This is a genomic window from Caballeronia sp. GACF4 (assembly GCF_023631025.1).
Lineage (GTDB): Bacteria > Pseudomonadota > Gammaproteobacteria > Burkholderiales > Burkholderiaceae > Caballeronia.
Genome location: NZ_JALQDW010000004.1, coordinates 454,567 through 473,699, shown reverse-complemented (window position 1 = coordinate 473,699; position 19,133 = coordinate 454,567). Strand labels below are relative to the sequence as shown.

Sequence of the window (19,133 nt, the reverse complement as noted above, 5' to 3'; positions counted from 1 at the left end):
CGTGGCTTTACCGCCGGAGATGGACGAGCGGGCCATCTTCGCCGGCCACGGGATCGTCATGGGGAAACGGCAACGCTTCCATCGCTTGTCGCTCCGCCTTGCTGATGCCTTTGCGGCGGATGTCCCACTGCTGTCCCGGCGGATAGGCGCCCACCACTTGAAAGCGACGACCACTCGTCAAAAGACAGTGCCCGGTGCCGGCGGGAAGAACGATGGCATCGCCCGCGCGGATCGCGATGACTCGGCCTTTCGGCCCGCCGATGATCAATTCCGCCTCGCCAGAGATCACGCCGAGCGCTTCGTGCGCGGTCGAGTGAAAGTGGTGATAGTCGAAGACCCCGTCGCGCCATTGCGGCGGCCAGCCGTTTTGCTGAAAGAGAGATTCGAAACGGCCGGCGATGTCGAACTCGCGCGAGTCGATTGCATTACGCCAGACGAGAACCGGCAAGCGCGTGTTATTCGGTACCCAGCCGTTTTGCGCCAGCATGAAAGATTCGCAGCGCGCGTTGGCGGCAAGTGAGGTTTTGGTTTCATGGGACATGACGTGATCCTCCGGGTCTGACGACGGAGGAGCAACGTGTGTTCCAACGAAGTCACGGCGTCTCCTGCCGCCCTCACAACCATCACGCATCAATGCCCGTGCCAATGCCCATAACCGCCCACGCCGATCCCCACTGAAACCGCCGGCGCCGCGTAATAACCGGGGCCGTAGGCATAGCCATACGCCGGTGCATAGCCGTAAGCGGGCGCAGGCGCATAGCCGTAAGGCGGCGCATAGATGCAGCCGCCAAGCCCCGCCGCGATGACTATCGAAGTTGCAGTCGCGAGCGTTCGAACCGCACCTCGCTTACCGTGTTGTCGATTAATGTTTTTCATGATCGATGCGACTCCCCGTTCGTCTCGCTTACCAGCGGCGATATCCATATCCACCGTGATGCGCGTACCAGTCACGCCGGTTCCAGTACCGATAGCCGTCCCAATACCGGTCGCCATGCCATCCGACGATGACAGCAGGCCCAGGCGCGACCACAACGGGCGCCGGTTGATAAGCGACCACGGGCGGCGATTGATACACGACCGGAGGCGGCGGAGGCGGCGCGGCATAAACCGGCGCGGCGGGCGCCACATATACGGGCGGAGGCGGCGCATAGACCGGCACCGGTACACCCAGATTGACGCCGACGCTCACACCCGCCAGCGCCGATCCACAAGCAAGCCCCGCACAAGACGCGATACCCAGTCCGATGAGACTCTTCACGTTCATGTTTTCCTCGTCCGAAGCGACCGCGCATCGCAGCCATGAATCCATGTTAGCGACGCATTCGCAGGCTTGAGTTACAAGCGCTGTAACAGATGTGAACACTGAAATGAAGCTTGCAGTGCCCTATTGAACCCGTCAGCGGGTTGCGCGCTCGTATCGTGCATGGGATATTTCCGGCTCGATAAAAAGGATGCCGGCCAATGGACCTCTTGCGCAGCATGCGAATCTTTGTCCGGGTAGCCGAGGCGGCAAGCTTTACCGTCGCCGCGCAGCACATGGACATTACGACCGCGCAAGCGTCGCGCGCGATCACCGAACTCGAGTCGCACCTGCGCACGCGTCTTTTGAATCGCACGACGCGCCGCGTCGCATTGACCGATGCTGGGAATCGCTATCTGGCGCGCTGCAAGGAAGTGATCTCGCTGGTCGACCTCTCTGAAGCGGAAGCCAGCGACGCGCAAGTGTCGCCAAGCGGCGTGTTGCGCATGCACGCGCCGATCACTTTCGGTCATCACTATGTCGTGCCGGCGCTTTCTCAGTATTTGGAAGAGCATCCGCTCGTGCGCGTCGAGTTGACCTTGTCGCAGCAGGTTCCGGACATGCTCGACGAAGGCTACGACGTCTTCCTGCAGGTCACGAGTTCGACGCTGCCCGACTCCGCGCTCGTCTCCACGCGTATTTGCACGATGCCGAGCGTGCTGTGCGCATCGCCGAACTATTTGCGGCGGGCCGGCATGCCGATGACCGTGGAAGATCTTTCGAAGCACGCGTGCCTTCAACTCGTCACGACATTCTTTCCGGTGGATCGATGGACGTTCGAAGGCGCGCAAGGAAAAGTCGATGTCGAACTTCCGCCTGGCCGCCTTCGCGTGAATTCCGCCGATGCACTCGCCGTCGCGGTGGCCAATGGTCTGGGTATCGCGCCTTTGCCGATGTTGTCTGCCCTGCCCTCGCTTTCGAATGGCGCGCTGGTGCGCGTGCTGCCGGACTGGGAACTGCAAAAGATGACGGTGTATGCGATGTACGCTTCGCGCCAATACCTCGATGCGAAGATCAAGACTTGGGTAGCGTTTCTGCGTGATTACGTCGAGACCAAACTTGAAGCTAGCTTTGGAGAACGGTACGACGTCGACAGTTGAATGTGGATGTTCAAAAAGCCGACCATTAGTTGCATGTTGGTGCTGAGCGAGCCTGCACCTCGCAGGCTCGTCGTCTCAAACTGTCTTGACGTGCGTCGCCACTATCGGAAAAAGCTTACCCTTGAACAGGGCCAGCACGGTCCCGACGATGAGACTCGCAAATACCACGTTCGCCACGATGAAAGATGCCGGAGCCAGCCAAAGCAGCGGACCTGCTGCGCCGCGTTCCAGCATGCGGATCGCCATCGTCGGCAACGCTGCCACGCCGAAGCTGAACGCCCAGTACGAAGGCGTGAACGATTGCTGACGAATCCACGGCAGGAGCCGCGTGAGCATCATTGCCTGATACAGACCGTAGCCGAGCAGCATGTCAGCGAAGAGATCCGGCACGCCATGCGTGATCGCGAGATACGACACGCCTCCCACCACCGGCGGCGCGAGCTGGATGCCGAGCGTGGGACGCAGCGCGTCGGGCAGCGGATCGTGTACAGCCGCGCGATGCATCACGATCGATTCGATCGCGAGCCACGAGAACACACCCGCCCCGAAGAACAACGCGCCGATCTGCGTCCAACCCAGACTCGCTGCCGCCGTTCCCGCGACGAAACTCGGCGCGACGGTCGGCAGATAGATGGCCGGCGTCGTCAGTTCGGGCTTCCGGCCGCCTTGCCAGAAGCGTCCATGAAGATAAGCGCCGAGGCCGAGCTGACTCACCACACCCGCGACGAACAACGCGATCGCCAACTCCCGCGAATAGGTCTGCACCGCTTGCGCCGCGAGCAACGTCGATACAGGCGCGAGCGCGGCGAACGACGACTGCACGGGATGCGCCATCTCGGCGATGGCCGCGTCGCGCTCGACAAGCCACTTGCGTGCATACGCGATCATCAAAGCGAGCCAAACCGACAGCGCGCCCGCGGTCAAGAGCGGCGGCACGACGGCCGGAATCGCCCAGACATGCGCCGCCGCTCGCCATGCGCCCGCCAAGGCCAGAAGGCCCACCGCGATGCCGAAAAAAGCGACCGGCATCGGTTGACGCTTGTTCATACGATCATTGGTGTCCATTGCCCTTCTCCGTGAATGCGCGGGTAAGAACGCGTGGTGCGCTCTTGTGTCCGTCGATGGAGAAAGCTTAGGTCCGTCAGGCCGTTGCGCGAATGTCGCAGCGTCTCGATTGACTACTCGATCGTCTCAAAGACAAGAGGTATCGGCGAAAATGGGCTGTCTTTGGACCGGAGATTTGCACACAGTCCTGGCGCAGGGATGGCGAATGATGCGGATGGCATGCAAAGCACCACATGCAAAATGCCAAGCGCAAAGCAGATCCGCTCTACTCACAAGAACAATGCAGCCGACGGCATCCCACCAAGGAGGGACTGCGGCAAAACAGGCGCGGGCGCCAAGTCCGCCGCGTGTCAAACGCAGAAAGCCATCACGTCACGATCCGGGACACGCAGTAACCTCCGCGCGGATAATAGACACGACGGCATCATCCCAAACGTCACTGCGAATAACACCCTTGGCATTAGGTGCACCGCATGCAAAACACCAAATGCCAGCGTTTTTTGATCATCAGCGTCGCCGGCAACTTTGCCCGTTTTGCGCCACAGCCATCAAGCACGCCAGCGCACCGGGCCATGTCACCTCGAACGTGCACGACAACAACCACGCAAAACATCGATAACGCCTGGAGAATCGAGAAGATGAGAACTTTCCCGCTGGGTCTGCCGTTCCGAGCGCTTTCAATCGCGACCGCCCTATTCCTTTCGGCTTGCGCACAGACCGGTCCGGTCGAATTTTCCGCGAGCGCCAACCCACCCGCTTCCAACAACGACGGTCCCGCCGACTTCAGCGGCATGGACAACTCGATGAACGCCTGCAAGACGCAGTCGCGACAGGCAGGCGCGGACCGCTGCACACAGGTGCGCGCCTACGAATCCTGTATGAAGAGCAAAGGCTACATCACCGTTCTAGGCCCGGAAAACCCGCCGAACTGCGGACAACCCGACTGGGAGCAGGACGTGCGCAAGTGGCTGCGTTGAGCCGAGCAAATTCATCGACGGCGCGAGGTCCATATCCACCACGCCCGTGTTGGCTTACGACCGCGCGCATCATTGCACCGACGAGCAACGACACGCTCACCACACGCTAAAGTCAGGTGATCCGCATGCCGTTATGCGGTGCATGAGAAAGAAACGCCTACACTCCCGCGATATGAACAACGCCTTCGCCGCAGCCGCCGAGGCGCTTGCCCTTTTTTGCCGGCTGCGCAACGTGGATGCCGCCGACTTGCCCGCCCAGGACGTGGATACACTGCTCGACCTCGCCTTCGAAGAAGCCGCGCAGCAAGCGGCCGCCCGTAGCGAGGCGCGCCGTCCCGGCTGAGCAAGAGTATTCACGGACGGGAGCATTACTTGCTTTTCAGAACGACATGGCGCCGTGGGCCACGCGCCGCGGAGGCTCCATGTCGAAGATACTCGGCCCGATTCTGGGCCCGCACGTAGCGAACGTCGCACGTCACCCGTTCGGCTTCGTCATGCGCACGATCAAGGCATTTCGCGCCAATCAGGGCATGCTGCTCGCGGGCGCGGTGGCTTATTACGCGCTTTTGTCGATCGTGCCGCTTTTGATTCTCATCGTGATCGTGCTGTCGAAATTCATCGGACAGAAGGAACTGCTCGACACGCTCTCCCATTTACTCGAATGGCTCGTGCCGGGACAGGCACGCGCAGTCGTGCGTGAACTCGCGAATTTTTTGACGCATCGCGCGGTCATCGGTTGGCTTCTTCTCATCACGATGATCTTCTTCAGTTCGCTCGCCTTCACCGTGCTCGAGAACGCGATGTCGGTGATCTTCGTGCATCGCGTGGCGATCCGCCGTCGGCACTTTCTCCTGTCCGCCTTGCTGCCGTACTGCTACATCCTGTTCTTGGGCGTCGGCATGCTGATCGTGACTTTCGTCTCGAACGGGCTTCAGGCGATGGGCACGAACAGCCTCTATTTCCTCGGCATCGAAATATCGCTCAAAGGCGTGTCGCGCCTTTTGCTGTATTTGCTCGGCTTCGCGGGCGAGGTTTTCGTGCTTACATCGATCTATCTCGTGATGCCGGTGGGACGACCGTCACTGCGGCTCGCGTTGATAGGCAGCGTGACCGCTGCCATTCTTTGGGAAATCACGCGCCACGTGCTCGTCTGGTACTTCGCGACGCTTTCGCAGGTAAGCGTGGTGTACGGATCGCTGACGACGTCGATTGTCGTGCTGTTTAGTCTGGAGGCACTCGCCACGTTATTGCTCTTCGGTGCGCAAGTAATCTCCGAGTTCGAGCGCTTCGGCCTGCCTCAGGCCACCGAGCCGCAACCGTTCCACACTGGCACGGGCTGAACGTATTCGCCTGATAGTCCGATTGCATTTTATGTGCGCTATCGCACATAAGTCTGACTTTCTCGTCCGACAAATAGCGCTAAATTCCCCATTTCGATGCGCGGGCGTGAACTCTGCTACGGTAGTATTCAAAATGCGAGCGACACGTCCTGTAAATGTCGATGGCATGGTGCCGCTCCAAGCACTTCGCCTATAAAATGCGGCGCCAGCCCTCCTTACGCGGGCATCGTGCGAAGCAAACTGAATTGCATCCATCGTTGAGCGCCAGGTAACGCGGGCGTTCGGCATGCTTTATTGCGGCGAGAAGGATCAGTCGGCTGTCGCTGCATAGCCATCGATCTTCAAGGCTGTACTCATCATCCAGTGGGCCATTCGTTTGAATGGGTGCGCCACGCGGGCCTTCATATCGCACGCGCGCCATTCCACTGTTATACGGCGGTGTCGAGCGTGTTGTGTAACGCTAGTTGGACACCGCCCGACGATCACGTTCCGGAGAGCGCTGTCATGCCTCACCACGCTGAACTACCCCAGGAGAGCATCGCGGGTCACGCACGACCCGCGAATGATCCCACTGTCATTGCCATGGAAACACCGCCGCTCGATTTGGAGGATGAGCCCGTGGCGCAGCGCACACCATTGCGCTTTGGGCGTCTCGCCTTGTGGAGCGCGTCGGCGGGCGCGTTGGCCGTCGGCGTGCTGGGAACCATCGCCTACAGCATGTGGTTCTCGCACGATCAACGCGTCTATGCTGAAGCGATGTCCAGCGCACGCCAGACGTTAGGTGTCGATCAACCGACTTTTGTCGCGGCTCAGGTGCCTGCACAGGTGCAAACGCAGACGCAAGCCGTTGGCACAGTGGAAGCGGCGCCCGTCTCCGTTCGCGATGCGTCCGTGAGCACGACTGCACCCGCCGTCTATGGCGCGGACACAGTGGATGCCGCCGCCATCGCCGCCGCTCCAACGCAAGCGGCGCCGACCGTGCAACGTCCGAGCGCGGTGGCCGCAACGCGACCTCAGTCGCAAACTGCCTCGGCGCGCGGAAACCGCGCGGCTTCGGCCCAGGCTAGCGCCGGCCAGACTCAGGCTGCACGCCGGCGCGCGGCGCGCGCCAGAACGGACACCGGCCTCTTCGCGCGCGTGGGCGCGTTCTTCCATCGAGTGAGTTATCGACGCAATGCAACAGCCGGTCAGCGAGAGGAATATTCCCGTCCGTGAAGCATCGGCAGCGCCACCGATGCCCGCGGATGAAGACGCCGTGGATCGGCCGCTGCCGCATCGCATTTTGAATACCGTTCAGGCGCTCGCCCGGCGTGCGGGCATTCGCGGGCCAGCTCCGCTTGCAGCCGTGGCATTGTCGCTGCTGCTCATCGGCCTGCTCTTTCTTGCGGTTCAGGTCCGCACCATTTTCTCGGTGCAATTGCATCAGGAATACATCGGGCTCGTGCTCGAAGCAGTCGAGCGTGCCGATGCCGCGCGTAGCGCCTCGGTGGTGCTGCTGGGCACGCCGGCGAGCGATGCACAGCACCACATTGCGTACCGCCAGGCGCGCATCGAGTTTGCCGCGCGGCTCGGAAGCCTGCACGCGCTCATCGGTTCGAGCCCGATGCCCGCGCCGCCGATGCCCGCTGACGTCCTCTCGCCTGCTGCCGATTTTCGCGCGGCCAGCAGCGCGCTCGATTCCGTCTATGCCTACTGGCGCACCGAGCGCGACCGCGCCAGCGCCGATCTGCGCGAGCGCATCGTGAGCGTGTCGCATACGCTCATCGCGTTATCGGCGATCGTGTTCGGCGTGTTGATCACGGCGATCGGAATGTATGCAAAACGCAATCGACAATTGGTTGGCATGTCGCATGAGTTCGAACACGCTTCACTGCACGACGCGATGACGGGCCTGCCCAATCGACGCAAGCTGTTCGCGTCGCTGGAGGAGTCGGCCGCGCGCCTTGCGAACGGCGCCGAACCGGCACGCATCGCCGTGTTGTATATCGATCTCGACGGCTTCAAGCGCGTCAACGATACGCACGGTCACCGTATCGGCGACGAGTTCCTGATTGCGATATCGCGACGCTTTCGCCAGACCGTGCGTAGTGGCGACGTCGTCGCGCGTATCGGCGGCGACGAGTTCGCCGTGCTCGTGCGCGAGTTTTCCGGGGACAAGGAGCTGGCCGCGATCGCGCAACGGATCATCGATTGCGTGACCGAAACCGACATGCAGATGCGTCTTTCGCTGGTGCGAGCAAGTATCGGCATCGCGAGCTACCCGGACCGGGTGAGCGACTACTGGCGCCTCGTCGCGGTCGCCGACGACACCATGTACACAGTCAAGCGTAACGGCAAGAACAACTATGCCTTCGCCTCTCTCGCACCCGCTGCATCTGCTTCCGCTTCTATCTAGGCCGCTGCACGAAGGTCTTCCTCGCCACCGAGCGCATCGGTCAGGTCGGCGAGCATGCGCGCGAGTTCGCCTGTCATCAGCGTGAAGTCGGATTCGAAGCGTTCATCGTCGTTGGTCGCGGTGGGATCGGCGGCTTCCTTGATGACGTCGAGCGCGCTGACCCGCTTCAACGTAAGCGATGGCGTCAAGACGTAAGAAACGCGGTCGTTCCACGTCATGGCAAGCCGCATGCACTGCTTGCCCGCTTCGATATGACGGCGCATGTCTTCCGCTTCCAGCGCGTGACCCACGTAGCGGACCGTTGCATTGCCCTCGCCAGCAGAACGCAGCTCGGTATCGCGGTCAAGCGTAAAGCCCGCGGGCGCTTCGCCTGTTAGGAGCCACTCGGTCATCGCGGAAACGGGCGACCGTGCCACGCGCACGCTCATCAACGGAAGATCGGTCACCGACTTGACGAGCAGACCGATGATGTCGTCGCATAGCGTCGCCGACGCAGCGTCGATTGCAAGCCAGCCATTTACAGGGTCGATCCACACGCGCGTATCGCGCCGGATGCTGAACGCGCGCGGCAAGAGTTCGTCGGTGATCTGCTCCTTGAGCTCGCGCATCTGCTTGCGGCCGGGTTTGAAGCCCTGCTGTTCTTCCACTTCGAGCGCGCGTTCCTTAGTGAACTGCGTCACGACCGAAGCGGGCAAGAGCTTCTTCTCGGCGCGATACGTAATGAGCATCTGTCGGTTGACGGCATAGACGAGCGAGTCGTCGCCGCGCGGCGAAACCCAGCCGCGCCGTTCGTTCTCGACGCTCGATGCAGCACTGAAGCCAAGTGGCGCGAGCCACTGCTGCAGCTTTTCAGGGGTGATGTTCCACGGTGCGGGCAGACGGTGAAGCTGGAGGTTTTTGAACCACATGGCGAGGTATCGATGCGTTCGGGAAAAGCGCGCCATTTTATACGACGTGGCACGAGGTCGAAGCGCGTTACACTAGAACGGCTCAAAAACGCTTGAATGCCTCAGCAATAGGAGCACCGATCATGGATGACCTGGACGCGCAAGGCACCTTCCGCGGGCTGCCGTTGACCACCGAGCAGGACGCCGAAGTGCGGCATTACATCAAGAAGAAAAAGCAGCGGAACGAGCCGTGGGATACGCCCGAACTCAACGCAATGATCAAGGACATGCTCGACCCTCCTGGCGATGACGACAATACCGCCGATATCGACGATGAAGAGGAAACGCGCTCCGTGGCCGAGCGTGCATCGGCGTTCATCGACGAAGACATGGACCCGATAGAGCACAACGAGGAATGGCACGCCGCCATGGAAGCCGAAGTGATGAAAGGGCCAAGACGCTAAAGCGATTCGTAACAGCGAGGCCAAGGCAATAAAAAGCGCCGGTAATCAGCCGGCGCCGCATGTGCTTAAAACACTGTGAGCTTTAATGTCTGTGACGCATCCAGTCGCGCGGCGGATGTGTATCGAGCCAGCGTGCCTTGGGGACGTTGATATGCGGATGACGATGATGCATCACGAGAATCACCGCGGCGCATAGCAGCACGACAATGCCCACCATCAGGCTGATCATCGGTTCGGTCATAAGCAACCTCCTTAGCGGAACAAGGGGCGACGCTTGCACTGCTTGAGAGCGTGCGGCGCTTCCAGGCATCATGCGCTTAAACGAACTTCACGGCGCAGTGCATGCCGATGGAATTTTTCAAGCCAGCCTGAGGTAAAGCTTGGAGCGATCGAGCGATCCTTAAGCGCACGTTGCTTTGTATTGCGCAAATACTTCGAAGCTTGACAAAACGAGTCGCGCACGCTTGTCCTATGATGAAGAGACTTGAAGAGACGTAAGAGAGTCGCAAGAATGCTCTAGAAGAGCCGCTCAAGGACCGCTAACCGGAGACGTGCAACATGGCAACATGGAAACCCGACCCGAGCTTCTATCCTTCGCCTCGCCTTGCAGCCAAGGCTCCGCGAGAAACACTCGCCTATGTCGCGACATTCGACCCCGAGCGCAATACGCCCGACAAGCTGGCGGTCGTGGATGTCGATCCCGATTCGCCGGACTACACGAAGATCGTCGGCGAACTCGCCATGCCCGATACCGGCGACGAACTGCATCACTTCGGCTGGAACGCCTGCTCTTCGTGTCTTTGCCCCAATGCGCCGCATCCGCATATGGAAAGGCGTTATCTCGTGGTGCCGGGGCTGCGCTCGTCGCGCATTCATATCGTCGATACGAAGCCCGATCCAAAGCAACTCAAGATCGTGCGCACGATCGAGCCCGATGAACTCGCCGAGAAAACGGGCTATACGCGTCCGCATACCGTGCATTGCGGACCGGGAGGCATCTACATCACGGCATTGGGCAATGCAGAAGGCAAAGCGCCTGGCGGCGTGCTGATGCTCGATCAACAGAGCTTCGATCCACTAGGCCGATGGGAAGTGGACCGCGGCCCGCAACAGCTTGCCTACGATGGCTGGTGGCATCTCGGTTACGACACGATGGTGACGAGCGAATGGGGCACGCCTGATACCTTCGAGAGCGGCCTCGTACCCGAACTTCTTTTAGGCGCGAAATACGGCAGAAAACTGCATTTCTGGGACTTCACCAAGCGCAAGCATATTCAGGAAATCGACTTTGGCGACGAGTATCAACTCGTGTTCGAACTGCGCCCCGCGCACGATCCGACCAAGGCATACGGCTTCGTGAATTGCGTCATCAGCTTGAAGGATCTGTCCTCGTCGATATGGACTTGGTATCGCGACAAGGACAAGTGGGCCGTCAAGAAGATCATCGACATTCCCGCGGAACCTGCCGATGCCTCGGTTCTGCCGCCGCTTCTTCAAGGCTTCGGCGCGGTGCCGCCGCTCGTCTCCGACATCGATCTCTCGATGGATGATCGCTTCCTCTACGTGTCCTGCTGGGGCACGGGCGACATGCTTCAGTATGACGTCTCCGATCCCTTCTCGCCCAAGCTCACGGGTAAGGTCCGCATCGGTGGGATCGTGTCGCGCGCCACTCATCCCGGCGCTAAAAACGGTGCACTCAATGGCGGACCGCAAATGGTCGAAGTCAGTCGCGATGGTCGGCGCGTCTACTTCACCAATTCGCTTTATGGCGCGGTGGACGCGCAGTTTTATCCCGAAGGTATCGACGGCTGGATGGTGAAACTCGACGCCGATCCGAACGGCGGCCTTAGCACCGACAAGAACTTCTTCATCGACTGGCCGAAGGGGCACAGGCCGCATCAGATCAGGCTGCAAGGCGGCGATTGCTCGTCGGATTCGTTCTGCTATCCGTGACCTCCTCGTCGGCGTTATGGCTCACGGCTGCGGGATTGGGCGCCTTTCATGGACTCAATCCCGCAATGGGCTGGCTCTTTGCCGTCGCGCTCGGACTCTATGCGCATAGCAGGCGCGTCGTTCTGATCTCGCTCGTGCCGATTGCGCTCGGTCATGCGTTATCGGTAGGGCTCGTGCTGGTTGGCGCGCTTACGCTCGGGACCATGCTTGGACATGAGATGCTCGCGCGTGGTGCAGGCCTGGTGCTGATCGGCTGGGGCATATGGCGGCTGTGGCGCGGTCATCGTGGACGGCCTTCGGTTGGCATGCGCACGGGCCTCGCGGGCCTCGCGTTGTGGTCGTTCGTGATGTCGAGCGCCCACGGCGCGGGCCTCATGCTCGTGCCGGCGCTCTTGCCCCTGTGCTCGGGCAAGCTTGCCGGCGGCGCGCTCGAAGCGGGCGCCCTCGCGCTCGCCATCCACACGGCGTCGATGCTTGCCGTCATTGCCGTCATCTCCATGCTGGCCGTGACGGTGCATGAGCGTGTGGGGCTCGGGTTTCTACGCACGGGGTGGGTCAACGTCGATTGGCTCTGGAGTGTGGCCCTCATCGCATGCGGCGCGTGGCTCTTCGTGTAGTCTGGATTCCGCTGCTGCAAGACAGGCCTCAAGGGCCGATGCACGTGGCGGACGCCGGCAGAAGTTAGGCGCTAAAGGCCTACTGTCGTCGATTGCGTGACTCAGTCAGTCCCGGCAATATCAACCGACATAACGATAAAAATAAAAGAACGCGGCGCAGAAAATTCCAGGAACAAATGGCCTAGTCGAACGAGGGGGAGCACACCGATGCGCGAAATTTCATACGAAGAACAAACCGTCAAATCCGGCAATCCGCTAGCGCGTTATGCACATCGAACGCGCATGAACATGGCGATCGATATGGTGACCGGACTATGTGCGAAACGCGGCACGGTGGTCGATTTCGGTGCGGGCCCTGGACTCTTTTTGCACACGCTCGGCGAAGCGCGCCCGGACGTGACGCTCGTCGGTCACGATCCGTACATGGCGCCCACCTTTCCCGAAGTCAAATATGCGGAGTCGCTGAACAACGTAACGCCGCAAAGCGTCGACGTGCTGACCGCCTTCGAAGTCTGCGAGCATCTCTACGACAACGAACTGGCCATGCTGCTCGATGACGCCGCGCGCATTCTCAAGCCGAGCGGCGCGCTCGTGATCTCGGTGCCGATCATGTACGGCCTCGCAATCGCGCCGAAGGTATCGAACTGGATGCTCCGCAGTCGTTCCTTCAAGTCGGAATACACGCCTTCCGAAGTGCTCAAGTCGATGGTCGGCATGTCCGTAAGCCGGCCGATCAATCCGCGCATCACGCATAAGGGTTTCGACTTCCGTGAGTTGCGCGATCTCGTAAGCGTGGGCTTCGATATCGATGCCGTGCATATGAGCCCGGTGCCGCATATGCCTTGGTGGTTGAGTTCGCAATACTTCATGATCTGCAGGCCGAAAGCGCAAGGTTGAGGTATTCGACTGCTGGGCGATACGCCGGGAACGCGACGAATGCGGCCCGGCGTTTCACATGCGAGCGCTTCTGCCAGGCAATTGCATTCGGCATGCAAAAGACTGAATGCAAAAGACTGAATGCAAAATGCGCACTCACTCTTGCCGCGATACTTCTTCCGCATCTGGTAACGCGGCGGTCGTCCATCCGCCGCCGAGCGCCTTGATCAGCGCGACGCTGGCCGCCATGCGCCGCCGCTCGATACGCACCTCAGTGCGTTGATCCGATAACACGATAGCCTGCGTCACCACTACGTTCAGATACGTGATCGCGCCGTTCTCGTAGCGATTGCCAACCTTCGATAACGCGCGCTTCGCTGCATCGACCGCGTCGCGTTGCGCTTCGCTCTCACGGCGCAAAACCTCCAGCGCGTTGAGGTTGTCCTCCACTTGCCCGAAAGCCGTGAGCACCGTTTGACGATAATCAGCGACGCTCTCGTCATAAGTCGCGCGTGCCGCATCGCGTGCCGCGGCACGGCCACCGAAGTCCAGTGCGGTGAAAGCGAGCTGCGGCCCGAGCGACCAGAAGCGGCTTGGCGCCATCAACCAGGAACTGAAATTGGTGGCTTCGAGGCCACCCGTAGCGGCAAGCAGCAGATTCGGAAAGAACGCGGCCGTCGCCACGCCGACGCGTGCGTTGGCCTCAGCGACGCGGCGCTCGGCCGCCGCGATATCGGGCCGTCGCTCCAGCAACGCGGAAGGCACGGAAAGCGGCAGCGCAGCGAGTGCCGCCGATGGGCGCGGCGCATGCCCTTCATCGAGCGGCTCGACATCGAGCGTGAAACTCGACGGCGGCTCGCCAACGAGAATCGCGATTGCATTCACGAGGCTCGCGCGCGCGGTTTCGAGATCGATCAACTGCGCCTGCGTCGAGCGCAACTGCTCCTCCGCCTGCGCAACATCGGACTCGGCCGCGATGCCGCCTGCAAACCGGTCACGCGTCAACACGAGCGCCTTGTCGTAGGCTTGCAGCGTCTCCTTTAAAAGCCGCTCTTCCTCCACCGTGCCGCGCAACTCGAAGTAGTTACTTGCAAGCTCGGCCTGCATCGACAGGATCGCACTTTGCAAGTCGGCTGCGCTTGCCTGCGCTCCCGCACGTCCGCCTTCGACGGCGCGGGAAATGCGGCCCCACAAGTCGGGCTCCCACGAGATTTGCGCATCGACCAGATAGTCCGGCACGGTCACGCCCGCGCTCGACTTGTACAGTATGTTCGACGACGCCCGCGACTGATTGAATGCAGCATTCGCCGTGACAGTCGGAAAGTACGCCGAACGCGCCTGCGCGACGGCCGCCCGCGCGCCGCGAAACCGCGCGGATGCCGCCGCCACCGTTTGGTTCGCGCTCGCGACGCGTTCCTCCAGAGCGTTCAATTGCGGGTCGCCGTAGATTTCCCACCAGGGAGCGCGTTGCCTGGCATCGGCGGGCTGCGCGGCTTTCCAGTTTTGCGGCAGTGTGTCCGCATGAACGGGCGCATCGGCGGGTTCTGCCGTTTTGTATGCAACGGGCATCGCCACGTCGGGCTTGCTGTAATCCGGCCCGACCGCGCATCCGCTTAACATTAGCGCCAGCACCGCCGTCACACTTGGCATTCGGCATTTTGCATGCAGCATGCTCATGATGCTTCGCCGCCCTGCTTCGGTTGACTCGCACCAGGCGTGGCGTTCGCGCGTCCGATACGCACCGCCGCTCCATCGATGATCGAATCCGGCGGATTCACGATCACACGCTCATCGCCCGACAATCCGGCTGCGATCGAAACGCGCGTGCCGTAATCGGTTCCAAGCGTGATCGGCAGCAGCTTCACGCGATTGTTCGCATCGACGCTCGCCGCATGCACGCCATCCGGACGAAACAGCAGCGCATTGCCGGGTAGCGTGTACGACGCGCTAGCGTTGGTGAGATGAAAGCGCACTTGCGCATAGGCGCCTGCCAGCAATTCCCCGCTCGGATTCTTCACGCCGACTTCGACACGCATGGTGCGTGCAACCGGATCGACCGCTCCCGCCGTTCGCACCGTGACGCCCTCGAACTTGCGATTGCGCTCTTCGTTGAGGATCAGTTCCGCTGGCAAGCCGGGGGTCACGAGCCGCGCATAGGCTTGCGGCACATCGACGAACACGCGCAGCGTAGTGGCATCTTGTATATGGAAGAGCTCGCGGCCGATCCCCGCGCTGCCCGCATCGATCAACTGGCCGACATCGGTGTTGCGGGCCGTCACGACGCCATCGAACGGTGCATAGATCTTCTGGAACGAAACCATCTGCTCCAGTCGCGACACGTTCGCCTGCGAGGCGTTGAACGCAGCTTCCTTGGCGAGCATGTCGCCGGTCTTTTCATCTGTCTCCTGCCGCGAGACCGAGTTGTTCTTCGCCATCTGCACCCAACGATCGGCGGTGGTCTTCGCCAACAGATAATTGGCGCGCGCCGTCTGCGCATCGGCGCGAGCCTGGCGCAACTGATCATTGATCTCGGGTGCATCGATCTCCGCAAGAAGCTGTCCTTTGCGCACCTTGGTGCCGATATCCGCGGTCCAGCGTTTCAGATAGCCATTGGTGCGCGCAAAAATCGGGGCATCGGAGAAGGCACGGATATCGCCTGCGAGCACGAGGTCCTGTGTCGGCTTCATGCGCGTCGGCTTGATGATTTCGACGGTCTGGACGCTGTGCTCGCCGGCATCGCGTTCCAGTTCCGCGTGCGCGGAATGGCGTGACCAGATACCCTGCGCCACCAGCAACACGACGACCACGAGCGCGATCACGAGCCACATGCGCCCGCGCTTGCGTGTCGATCGTTCGTTTGACTGCTCGTTCATTCGAACTCCGTATATATCGGCATCACGACTGGCCTTGCGGCTTGCCATCCAGGTGCTTTGCGCCGCCGCGCTTCGCTTCGATACGCTTATAGATCATCGAGAACACCACGGGCACGAAGAAGAGCGTGGCGATGGTGCCGACCATCAGGCCGCCGATCACCGCGCGGCCGAGCGGCGCATTCTGTTCGCCGCCCTCGCCGAGACCGATGGCCATGGGCACCATGCCGATCATCATCGCGAGTGCGGTCATCAGCACGGGCCTGAAACGCGAGTAGCCGGCTTCGAGCGCCGAGCGCATGGCATCGCCGTGTTCCTGCAATGCAGAACGCGCAAAGCTCACGACGAGAATGCTGTTGGCCGTCGCGATGCCGATACACATGATCGCGCCGGTCAATGCGGGAATGGACAGCGTCGTATGCGTGAGGAAGAGCATCCAGACAATGCCCGCTAACGCACCCGGCAGCGCGGTGATGATGATGAACGGATCGAGCCACGACTGAAAATTGACCACGATAAGCAGATACACCAGCACGACGGCGAGAATCAATCCAAACGCCAGGCCCGAGAAAGACCCGTTCATCGTTTCGACTTGTCCACGCATGTCGATTGACGAGCCTTTGGGCAATTGGCCGCGCGCTTCGTCGATGATGCGTTGAACGTCATCCGACACCGCGCCCAGATCGCGCCGCTCGGTGCTTGCATAAAGATTGATGGTGGTCTGCGCGTTGTAGTGATACACGACGGCATCGCGCGACCCGCGAGACAATGAAGCAAGCGCGCCGAGAATATTCGTCTTGCCGCTAGCCGATGTCACTGGAATATTCGCGACTGATTGCAACGAGTTCATATCGTATTGCGGCGCGGACGTAATAACGTTGTAGCTCACGCCATTCGCGGGATTGAGCCAGAACGTAGGCGTCGTCTGCTGACTTCCCGACAGCGTGATGAGCAGATTGCTTGCGACATCGCGTTGCGTAAAGCCTGCCTGAAGCGCCTTCGTACGATCTACTTCAACGTTGACGAATGGAAGATCGGAAGGCTGCTGAATGCGTGCATCGACGAGACCCGGCACGCGACGAATCTTCTCGAGCAAGTGATTGGCGAAGGCGCGATTGCCACGCACATCGCGGCCCGTGATGGCAATATCGAGCGGCGCCGGCACACCGAAGTTGAGAATCTGGCTCACGATATCCGCGGGTAGGAACGAGAACGCCACGCCGGGGAACTCCTGCGGCAGGCGCTTGCGGAGTTGGCGGATATAGTCGTCGGTGGGCGCGTGATCTTCGTTGAGCGTAATGAGCACGTCGGCATCGGCGGAACTGATGGTGCCGGTGTTGCTATACGAAAGATTGATGCCCGATACCGGCAAGCCCATGTTGTCGATGATCGAATGCACCTCGCGCGACGGAATGAGTTGGCGAATGCGCTTGTCGACACGATCGGTCAATGCCGCTGTTTCCTCAATACGTGTGCCGGTTTTCGTGCGCAAGTGCAGTGCGATCACGCCCGAATCGACGGAAGGAAAGAAGTCACGGCCAAGAAACGGTGCGAGGGCGAGCGAGAGCAGACAGCAGATGAGGAACAACGACGCGAAGCGCGCGGGATGCGCGAGCCGAGCTTCGAGAAAGGCGCGGTAGCGTCCGCGCACCGCTTCGAAGCGCCTCTCGAAACCGAGATGAATACGCACGAAGGGGTTGCGCGAACCCTTCATCGATTCGACATCGCCACCCATGTGTTCGTGGTTGCGCAACAGATACTTCGCAAGCGTCGGAACGAGCGTGCGCGAGAAGAAGTACGACGCAATCATGGCGAAAACGACTGCTTCGGCCAGCGGCACGAAGAGGTAGTGCGCAACGCCGGTAAGCAGGAACATCGGAATGAAAACGATGCAGATGGAAAGCGTGGAAACGAGCGTTGGCACGGCAATTTGTTGCGCGCCATCGAGAATCGCTTGCTCCAGTTCCTTGCCTTCTTCGAGATTCTGGCTGATGTTTTCGATAGCGACGGTCGCATCGTCCACGAGAATACCGACTGCGAGCGCCAGTCCGCCGAGCGTCATGATGTTGATGGTCTGCCCGATCGCCGAGAGTGCGACGATCGACGTGAGCATCGACAACGGAATGGAGATGGCGATGATAAGCGTCGCGCGCCAGCTACCTAAAAACAGCAGCACCATGAGCGCGGTCAGACCCGCCGCGATCACGGCCTCGCGCAACACACCCTCTACCGATGCCCGCACGAACAGCGATTGGTCGGCGACCGGCTCTATCTTCAAAGATTCGGGCACCATGCCACGCAGCGTCGGCAACAGGTTCTTCACGCGCGACACGATATCGAGCGTCGATGCATTGCCGCTCTTGTTGATCGTCAGAAGCGCCGCACGCGTGCCATCGAGTCGCACGATATTCGTTTGCGGCTGAAAGCCATCGCGCACGTGCGCCACGTCGCGAATATAGATGGTGCCGCCAGGCCCTGTTCGGATCGGAATGTCGTTGAGACCTTCGATCGTATCCGGGCTCGCATTGAGTCCCACTTGATATTCGGTCGGTCCGATCTTGGTCGTGCCCGTCGGCAAGATCAGGTTTTGCGCGCTGATGGCATTCACGACATCGGTGGGCGCGAGATTCTTTGCCTGCAGCCGGCGCGAGTCGATATCGACCATGATCTGCCGCTGCTTGCCGCCATAGGGCAACGGCACGGATGCACCCTGCACTGTCGCAAGCTGCGTCTTGAGAAAGCTATTGCCGAAGTCGTAGAGCTGCTGCTCGGTGAGTTCCGACGACGACAACGCAAGCCGCAAGATCGGCACGGTCGACGCATTGAAGCGCAAGATGTTCGGCGGCGTGATGCCCTGTGGCAACTGACGAAGCTGCGTCTGCGAAAGCGCGGTAATTTCCGCGATCGCTTCATCCACGTTTGCGTTCGGCTGAAAAAATATGCGGATGACCGCAATGCCTGGCAGCGATTCCGATTCGATATGTTCGATATCGTTGACCGCCACCGAAAGCCCACGTTCGTAATTGAGCGTGATGCGGCGCTCCATTTGATCGGGAGGCAAGCCCGTGTACGACCAGATTACGCTAACGACCGGAATGTCGATGTTCGGAAAGATATCGGTCGGCGTGCGCATGATCACGAGCGGGCCGATGATAAGCAGCAGCAGCGACAGGACAATGAACGTGTACGGGCGCTTAAGCGCGAGTCTGACGATCCACATCGAAGTTTCGCTTGCCCCGTTTGATGTTCGCTATTCGAATACTTTTCGCTAAGCGCCAACTAAGCGCTG

General features: G+C 60.6%; 19 protein-coding genes. 10 read left to right on the top strand and 9 right to left on the bottom strand.

Features of this window, described 5'->3' with window-relative positions; genetic code table 11:
• Positions 1-7: 7 nt before the first annotated feature.
• The 3 genes from NCR40_RS06075 to NCR40_RS06065 form a co-directional block, all read right to left on the bottom strand.
• Positions 8-541 carry a cupin domain-containing protein gene (locus tag NCR40_RS06075; RefSeq protein ID WP_250509004.1) on the bottom strand — a complete coding sequence of 178 codons (534 nt, stop codon included), beginning with the start codon at positions 539-541 and terminating at the stop codon, positions 8-10.
• An 89-nt stretch (positions 542-630) separates the two neighbouring features.
• A complete protein-coding gene (locus NCR40_RS06070) occupies positions 631-876 on the bottom strand; it encodes a hypothetical protein (RefSeq protein ID WP_250508981.1) in 246 nt (81 codons plus the stop codon).
• A 28-nt stretch (positions 877-904) separates the two neighbouring features.
• The gene (locus tag NCR40_RS06065) at positions 905-1,264 is read right to left on the bottom strand and encodes a hypothetical protein (protein WP_250464706.1); all 360 of its coding nucleotides are present in this window, start codon (positions 1,262-1,264) and stop codon (positions 905-907) included.
• Positions 1,265-1,461: 197 nt separating this feature from the next.
• Here NCR40_RS06065 and NCR40_RS06060 point away from each other — a divergent pair, with 197 nt between their 5' ends.
• A complete protein-coding gene (locus tag NCR40_RS06060) occupies positions 1,462-2,400 on the top strand; it encodes a LysR family transcriptional regulator (RefSeq protein WP_250508980.1) in 939 nt (312 codons plus the stop codon).
• Between the two features lie 75 nt (positions 2,401-2,475).
• Here the strand turns inward: NCR40_RS06060 and tehA are convergent, their stop codons facing one another.
• A complete protein-coding gene (gene tehA, locus NCR40_RS06055) occupies positions 2,476-3,465 on the bottom strand; it encodes a dicarboxylate transporter/tellurite-resistance protein TehA (RefSeq protein ID WP_250508979.1) in 990 nt (329 codons plus the stop codon).
• A 473-nt stretch (positions 3,466-3,938) separates the two neighbouring features.
• Between tehA and NCR40_RS06050 the strand changes: the two genes are divergently transcribed.
• The 5 genes from NCR40_RS06050 to NCR40_RS06030 all read left to right on the top strand — a co-directional run bounded on the left by NCR40_RS06050 (position 3,939) and on the right by NCR40_RS06030 (position 8,177).
• Positions 3,939-4,442 (top strand): hypothetical protein, encoded by a 504-nt coding sequence (locus NCR40_RS06050; protein WP_350029289.1) that lies wholly within the window; start codon positions 3,939-3,941, stop codon positions 4,440-4,442.
• Between the two features lie 172 nt (positions 4,443-4,614).
• Positions 4,615-4,785, top strand: a complete 171-nt coding sequence (locus tag NCR40_RS06045; RefSeq protein WP_250464626.1) for a hypothetical protein — start codon at positions 4,615-4,617, stop codon at positions 4,783-4,785.
• Between the two features lie 79 nt (positions 4,786-4,864).
• Positions 4,865-5,782, top strand: coding sequence for a YihY/virulence factor BrkB family protein (locus NCR40_RS06040; RefSeq protein ID WP_244827851.1), 918 nt, complete (start codon positions 4,865-4,867; stop codon positions 5,780-5,782).
• Between the two features lie 504 nt (positions 5,783-6,286).
• Positions 6,287-6,997, top strand: coding sequence for a hypothetical protein (locus NCR40_RS06035; RefSeq protein ID WP_250508978.1), 711 nt, complete (start codon positions 6,287-6,289; stop codon positions 6,995-6,997).
• A 19-nt stretch (positions 6,998-7,016) separates the two neighbouring features.
• Complete coding sequence (locus tag NCR40_RS06030; protein WP_250508977.1) at positions 7,017-8,177, top strand: GGDEF domain-containing protein; 1,161 nt, start codon at positions 7,017-7,019, stop codon at positions 8,175-8,177.
• Here NCR40_RS06030 and NCR40_RS06025 read toward each other — a convergent pair.
• On the bottom strand, positions 8,174-9,085 hold the full coding sequence (locus NCR40_RS06025) for a recombination-associated protein RdgC (protein WP_250508976.1): 912 nt from the start codon (positions 9,083-9,085) through the stop codon (positions 8,174-8,176). The genes NCR40_RS06030 and NCR40_RS06025 overlap by 4 nt on opposite strands.
• Before the next feature lie 122 nt (positions 9,086-9,207).
• On the opposite strand from NCR40_RS06025, the gene NCR40_RS06020 reads away from it, so the two are divergent.
• A complete protein-coding gene (locus NCR40_RS06020; RefSeq protein WP_250508975.1) occupies positions 9,208-9,528 on the top strand; it encodes a hypothetical protein in 321 nt (106 codons plus the stop codon).
• Between the two features lie 82 nt (positions 9,529-9,610).
• On the opposite strand, the gene NCR40_RS06015 is transcribed toward NCR40_RS06020, so the two are convergent.
• Positions 9,611-9,769: a hypothetical protein gene (locus NCR40_RS06015; RefSeq protein WP_244827846.1), complete on the bottom strand. Its 159-nt coding sequence runs from the start codon at positions 9,767-9,769 to the stop codon at positions 9,611-9,613.
• A gap of 317 nt (positions 9,770-10,086) precedes the next feature.
• On the opposite strand from NCR40_RS06015, the gene NCR40_RS06010 reads away from it, so the two are divergent.
• The 3 genes from NCR40_RS06010 to NCR40_RS06000 all read left to right on the top strand — a co-directional run bounded on the left by NCR40_RS06010 (position 10,087) and on the right by NCR40_RS06000 (position 12,995).
• A complete protein-coding gene (locus NCR40_RS06010) occupies positions 10,087-11,481 on the top strand; it encodes a selenium-binding family protein (RefSeq protein WP_250508974.1) in 1,395 nt (464 codons plus the stop codon).
• Positions 11,478-12,098 (top strand): hypothetical protein, encoded by a 621-nt coding sequence (locus NCR40_RS06005; RefSeq protein ID WP_250492424.1) that lies wholly within the window; start codon positions 11,478-11,480, stop codon positions 12,096-12,098. Before NCR40_RS06010 ends, NCR40_RS06005 begins: the two co-directional genes overlap by 4 nt.
• Positions 12,099-12,305: 207 nt before the next feature.
• Positions 12,306-12,995 carry a class I SAM-dependent methyltransferase gene (locus NCR40_RS06000; RefSeq protein ID WP_250508973.1) on the top strand — a complete coding sequence of 230 codons (690 nt, stop codon included), beginning with the start codon at positions 12,306-12,308 and terminating at the stop codon, positions 12,993-12,995.
• A 135-nt stretch (positions 12,996-13,130) separates the two neighbouring features.
• Here the strand turns inward: NCR40_RS06000 and NCR40_RS05995 are convergent, their stop codons facing one another.
• The 3 genes from NCR40_RS05995 to NCR40_RS05985 are packed head-to-tail and all read right to left on the bottom strand — an operon-like array spanning position 13,131 to position 19,064.
• Positions 13,131-14,624: an efflux transporter outer membrane subunit gene (locus NCR40_RS05995; protein WP_250508972.1), complete on the bottom strand. Its 1,494-nt coding sequence runs from the start codon at positions 14,622-14,624 to the stop codon at positions 13,131-13,133.
• A 23-nt stretch (positions 14,625-14,647) separates the two neighbouring features.
• On the bottom strand, positions 14,648-15,847 hold the full coding sequence (locus NCR40_RS05990; RefSeq protein WP_250464612.1) for an efflux RND transporter periplasmic adaptor subunit: 1,200 nt from the start codon (positions 15,845-15,847) through the stop codon (positions 14,648-14,650).
• A 22-nt stretch (positions 15,848-15,869) separates the two neighbouring features.
• Positions 15,870-19,064 (bottom strand): efflux RND transporter permease subunit, encoded by a 3,195-nt coding sequence (locus NCR40_RS05985; protein WP_250508971.1) that lies wholly within the window; start codon positions 19,062-19,064, stop codon positions 15,870-15,872.
• Positions 19,065-19,133 lie beyond the last annotated feature (69 nt).

Coding starts and splice junctions, on each gene's coding strand:
- NCR40_RS06060 (WP_250508980.1), top strand. CDS start 1,462: ATGGACCTCTTGCGCAGCATGCGAATCTTTGTCCGGGTAGCCGAGGCG.
- NCR40_RS06045 (WP_250464626.1), top strand. CDS start 4,615: ATGAACAACGCCTTCGCCGCAGCCGCCGAGGCGCTTGCCCTTTTTTGC.
- NCR40_RS06070 (WP_250508981.1), bottom strand. CDS start 876: ATGAAAAACATTAATCGACAACACGGTAAGCGAGGTGCGGTTCGAACG.
- NCR40_RS06025 (WP_250508976.1), bottom strand. CDS start 9,085: ATGTGGTTCAAAAACCTCCAGCTTCACCGTCTGCCCGCACCGTGGAAC.
- NCR40_RS06050 (WP_350029289.1), top strand. CDS start 3,939: ATGCAAAACACCAAATGCCAGCGTTTTTTGATCATCAGCGTCGCCGGC.
- NCR40_RS06010 (WP_250508974.1), top strand. CDS start 10,087: ATGGCAACATGGAAACCCGACCCGAGCTTCTATCCTTCGCCTCGCCTT.
- NCR40_RS06065 (WP_250464706.1), bottom strand. CDS start 1,264: ATGAACGTGAAGAGTCTCATCGGACTGGGTATCGCGTCTTGTGCGGGG.
- NCR40_RS06035 (WP_250508978.1), top strand. CDS start 6,287: ATGCCTCACCACGCTGAACTACCCCAGGAGAGCATCGCGGGTCACGCA.
- NCR40_RS06020 (WP_250508975.1), top strand. CDS start 9,208: ATGGATGACCTGGACGCGCAAGGCACCTTCCGCGGGCTGCCGTTGACC.
- NCR40_RS06000 (WP_250508973.1), top strand. CDS start 12,306: ATGCGCGAAATTTCATACGAAGAACAAACCGTCAAATCCGGCAATCCG.
- NCR40_RS05995 (WP_250508972.1), bottom strand. CDS start 14,624: ATGCCAAGTGTGACGGCGGTGCTGGCGCTAATGTTAAGCGGATGCGCG.
- NCR40_RS05985 (WP_250508971.1), bottom strand. CDS start 19,064: ATGTGGATCGTCAGACTCGCGCTTAAGCGCCCGTACACGTTCATTGTC.
- NCR40_RS06015 (WP_244827846.1), bottom strand. CDS start 9,769: ATGACCGAACCGATGATCAGCCTGATGGTGGGCATTGTCGTGCTGCTA.
- NCR40_RS06075 (WP_250509004.1), bottom strand. CDS start 541: ATGTCCCATGAAACCAAAACCTCACTTGCCGCCAACGCGCGCTGCGAA.
- tehA (WP_250508979.1), bottom strand. CDS start 3,465: ATGGACACCAATGATCGTATGAACAAGCGTCAACCGATGCCGGTCGCT.
- NCR40_RS05990 (WP_250464612.1), bottom strand. CDS start 15,847: ATGAACGAGCAGTCAAACGAACGATCGACACGCAAGCGCGGGCGCATG.
- NCR40_RS06030 (WP_250508977.1), top strand. CDS start 7,017: ATGCCCGCGGATGAAGACGCCGTGGATCGGCCGCTGCCGCATCGCATT.
- NCR40_RS06040 (WP_244827851.1), top strand. CDS start 4,865: ATGTCGAAGATACTCGGCCCGATTCTGGGCCCGCACGTAGCGAACGTC.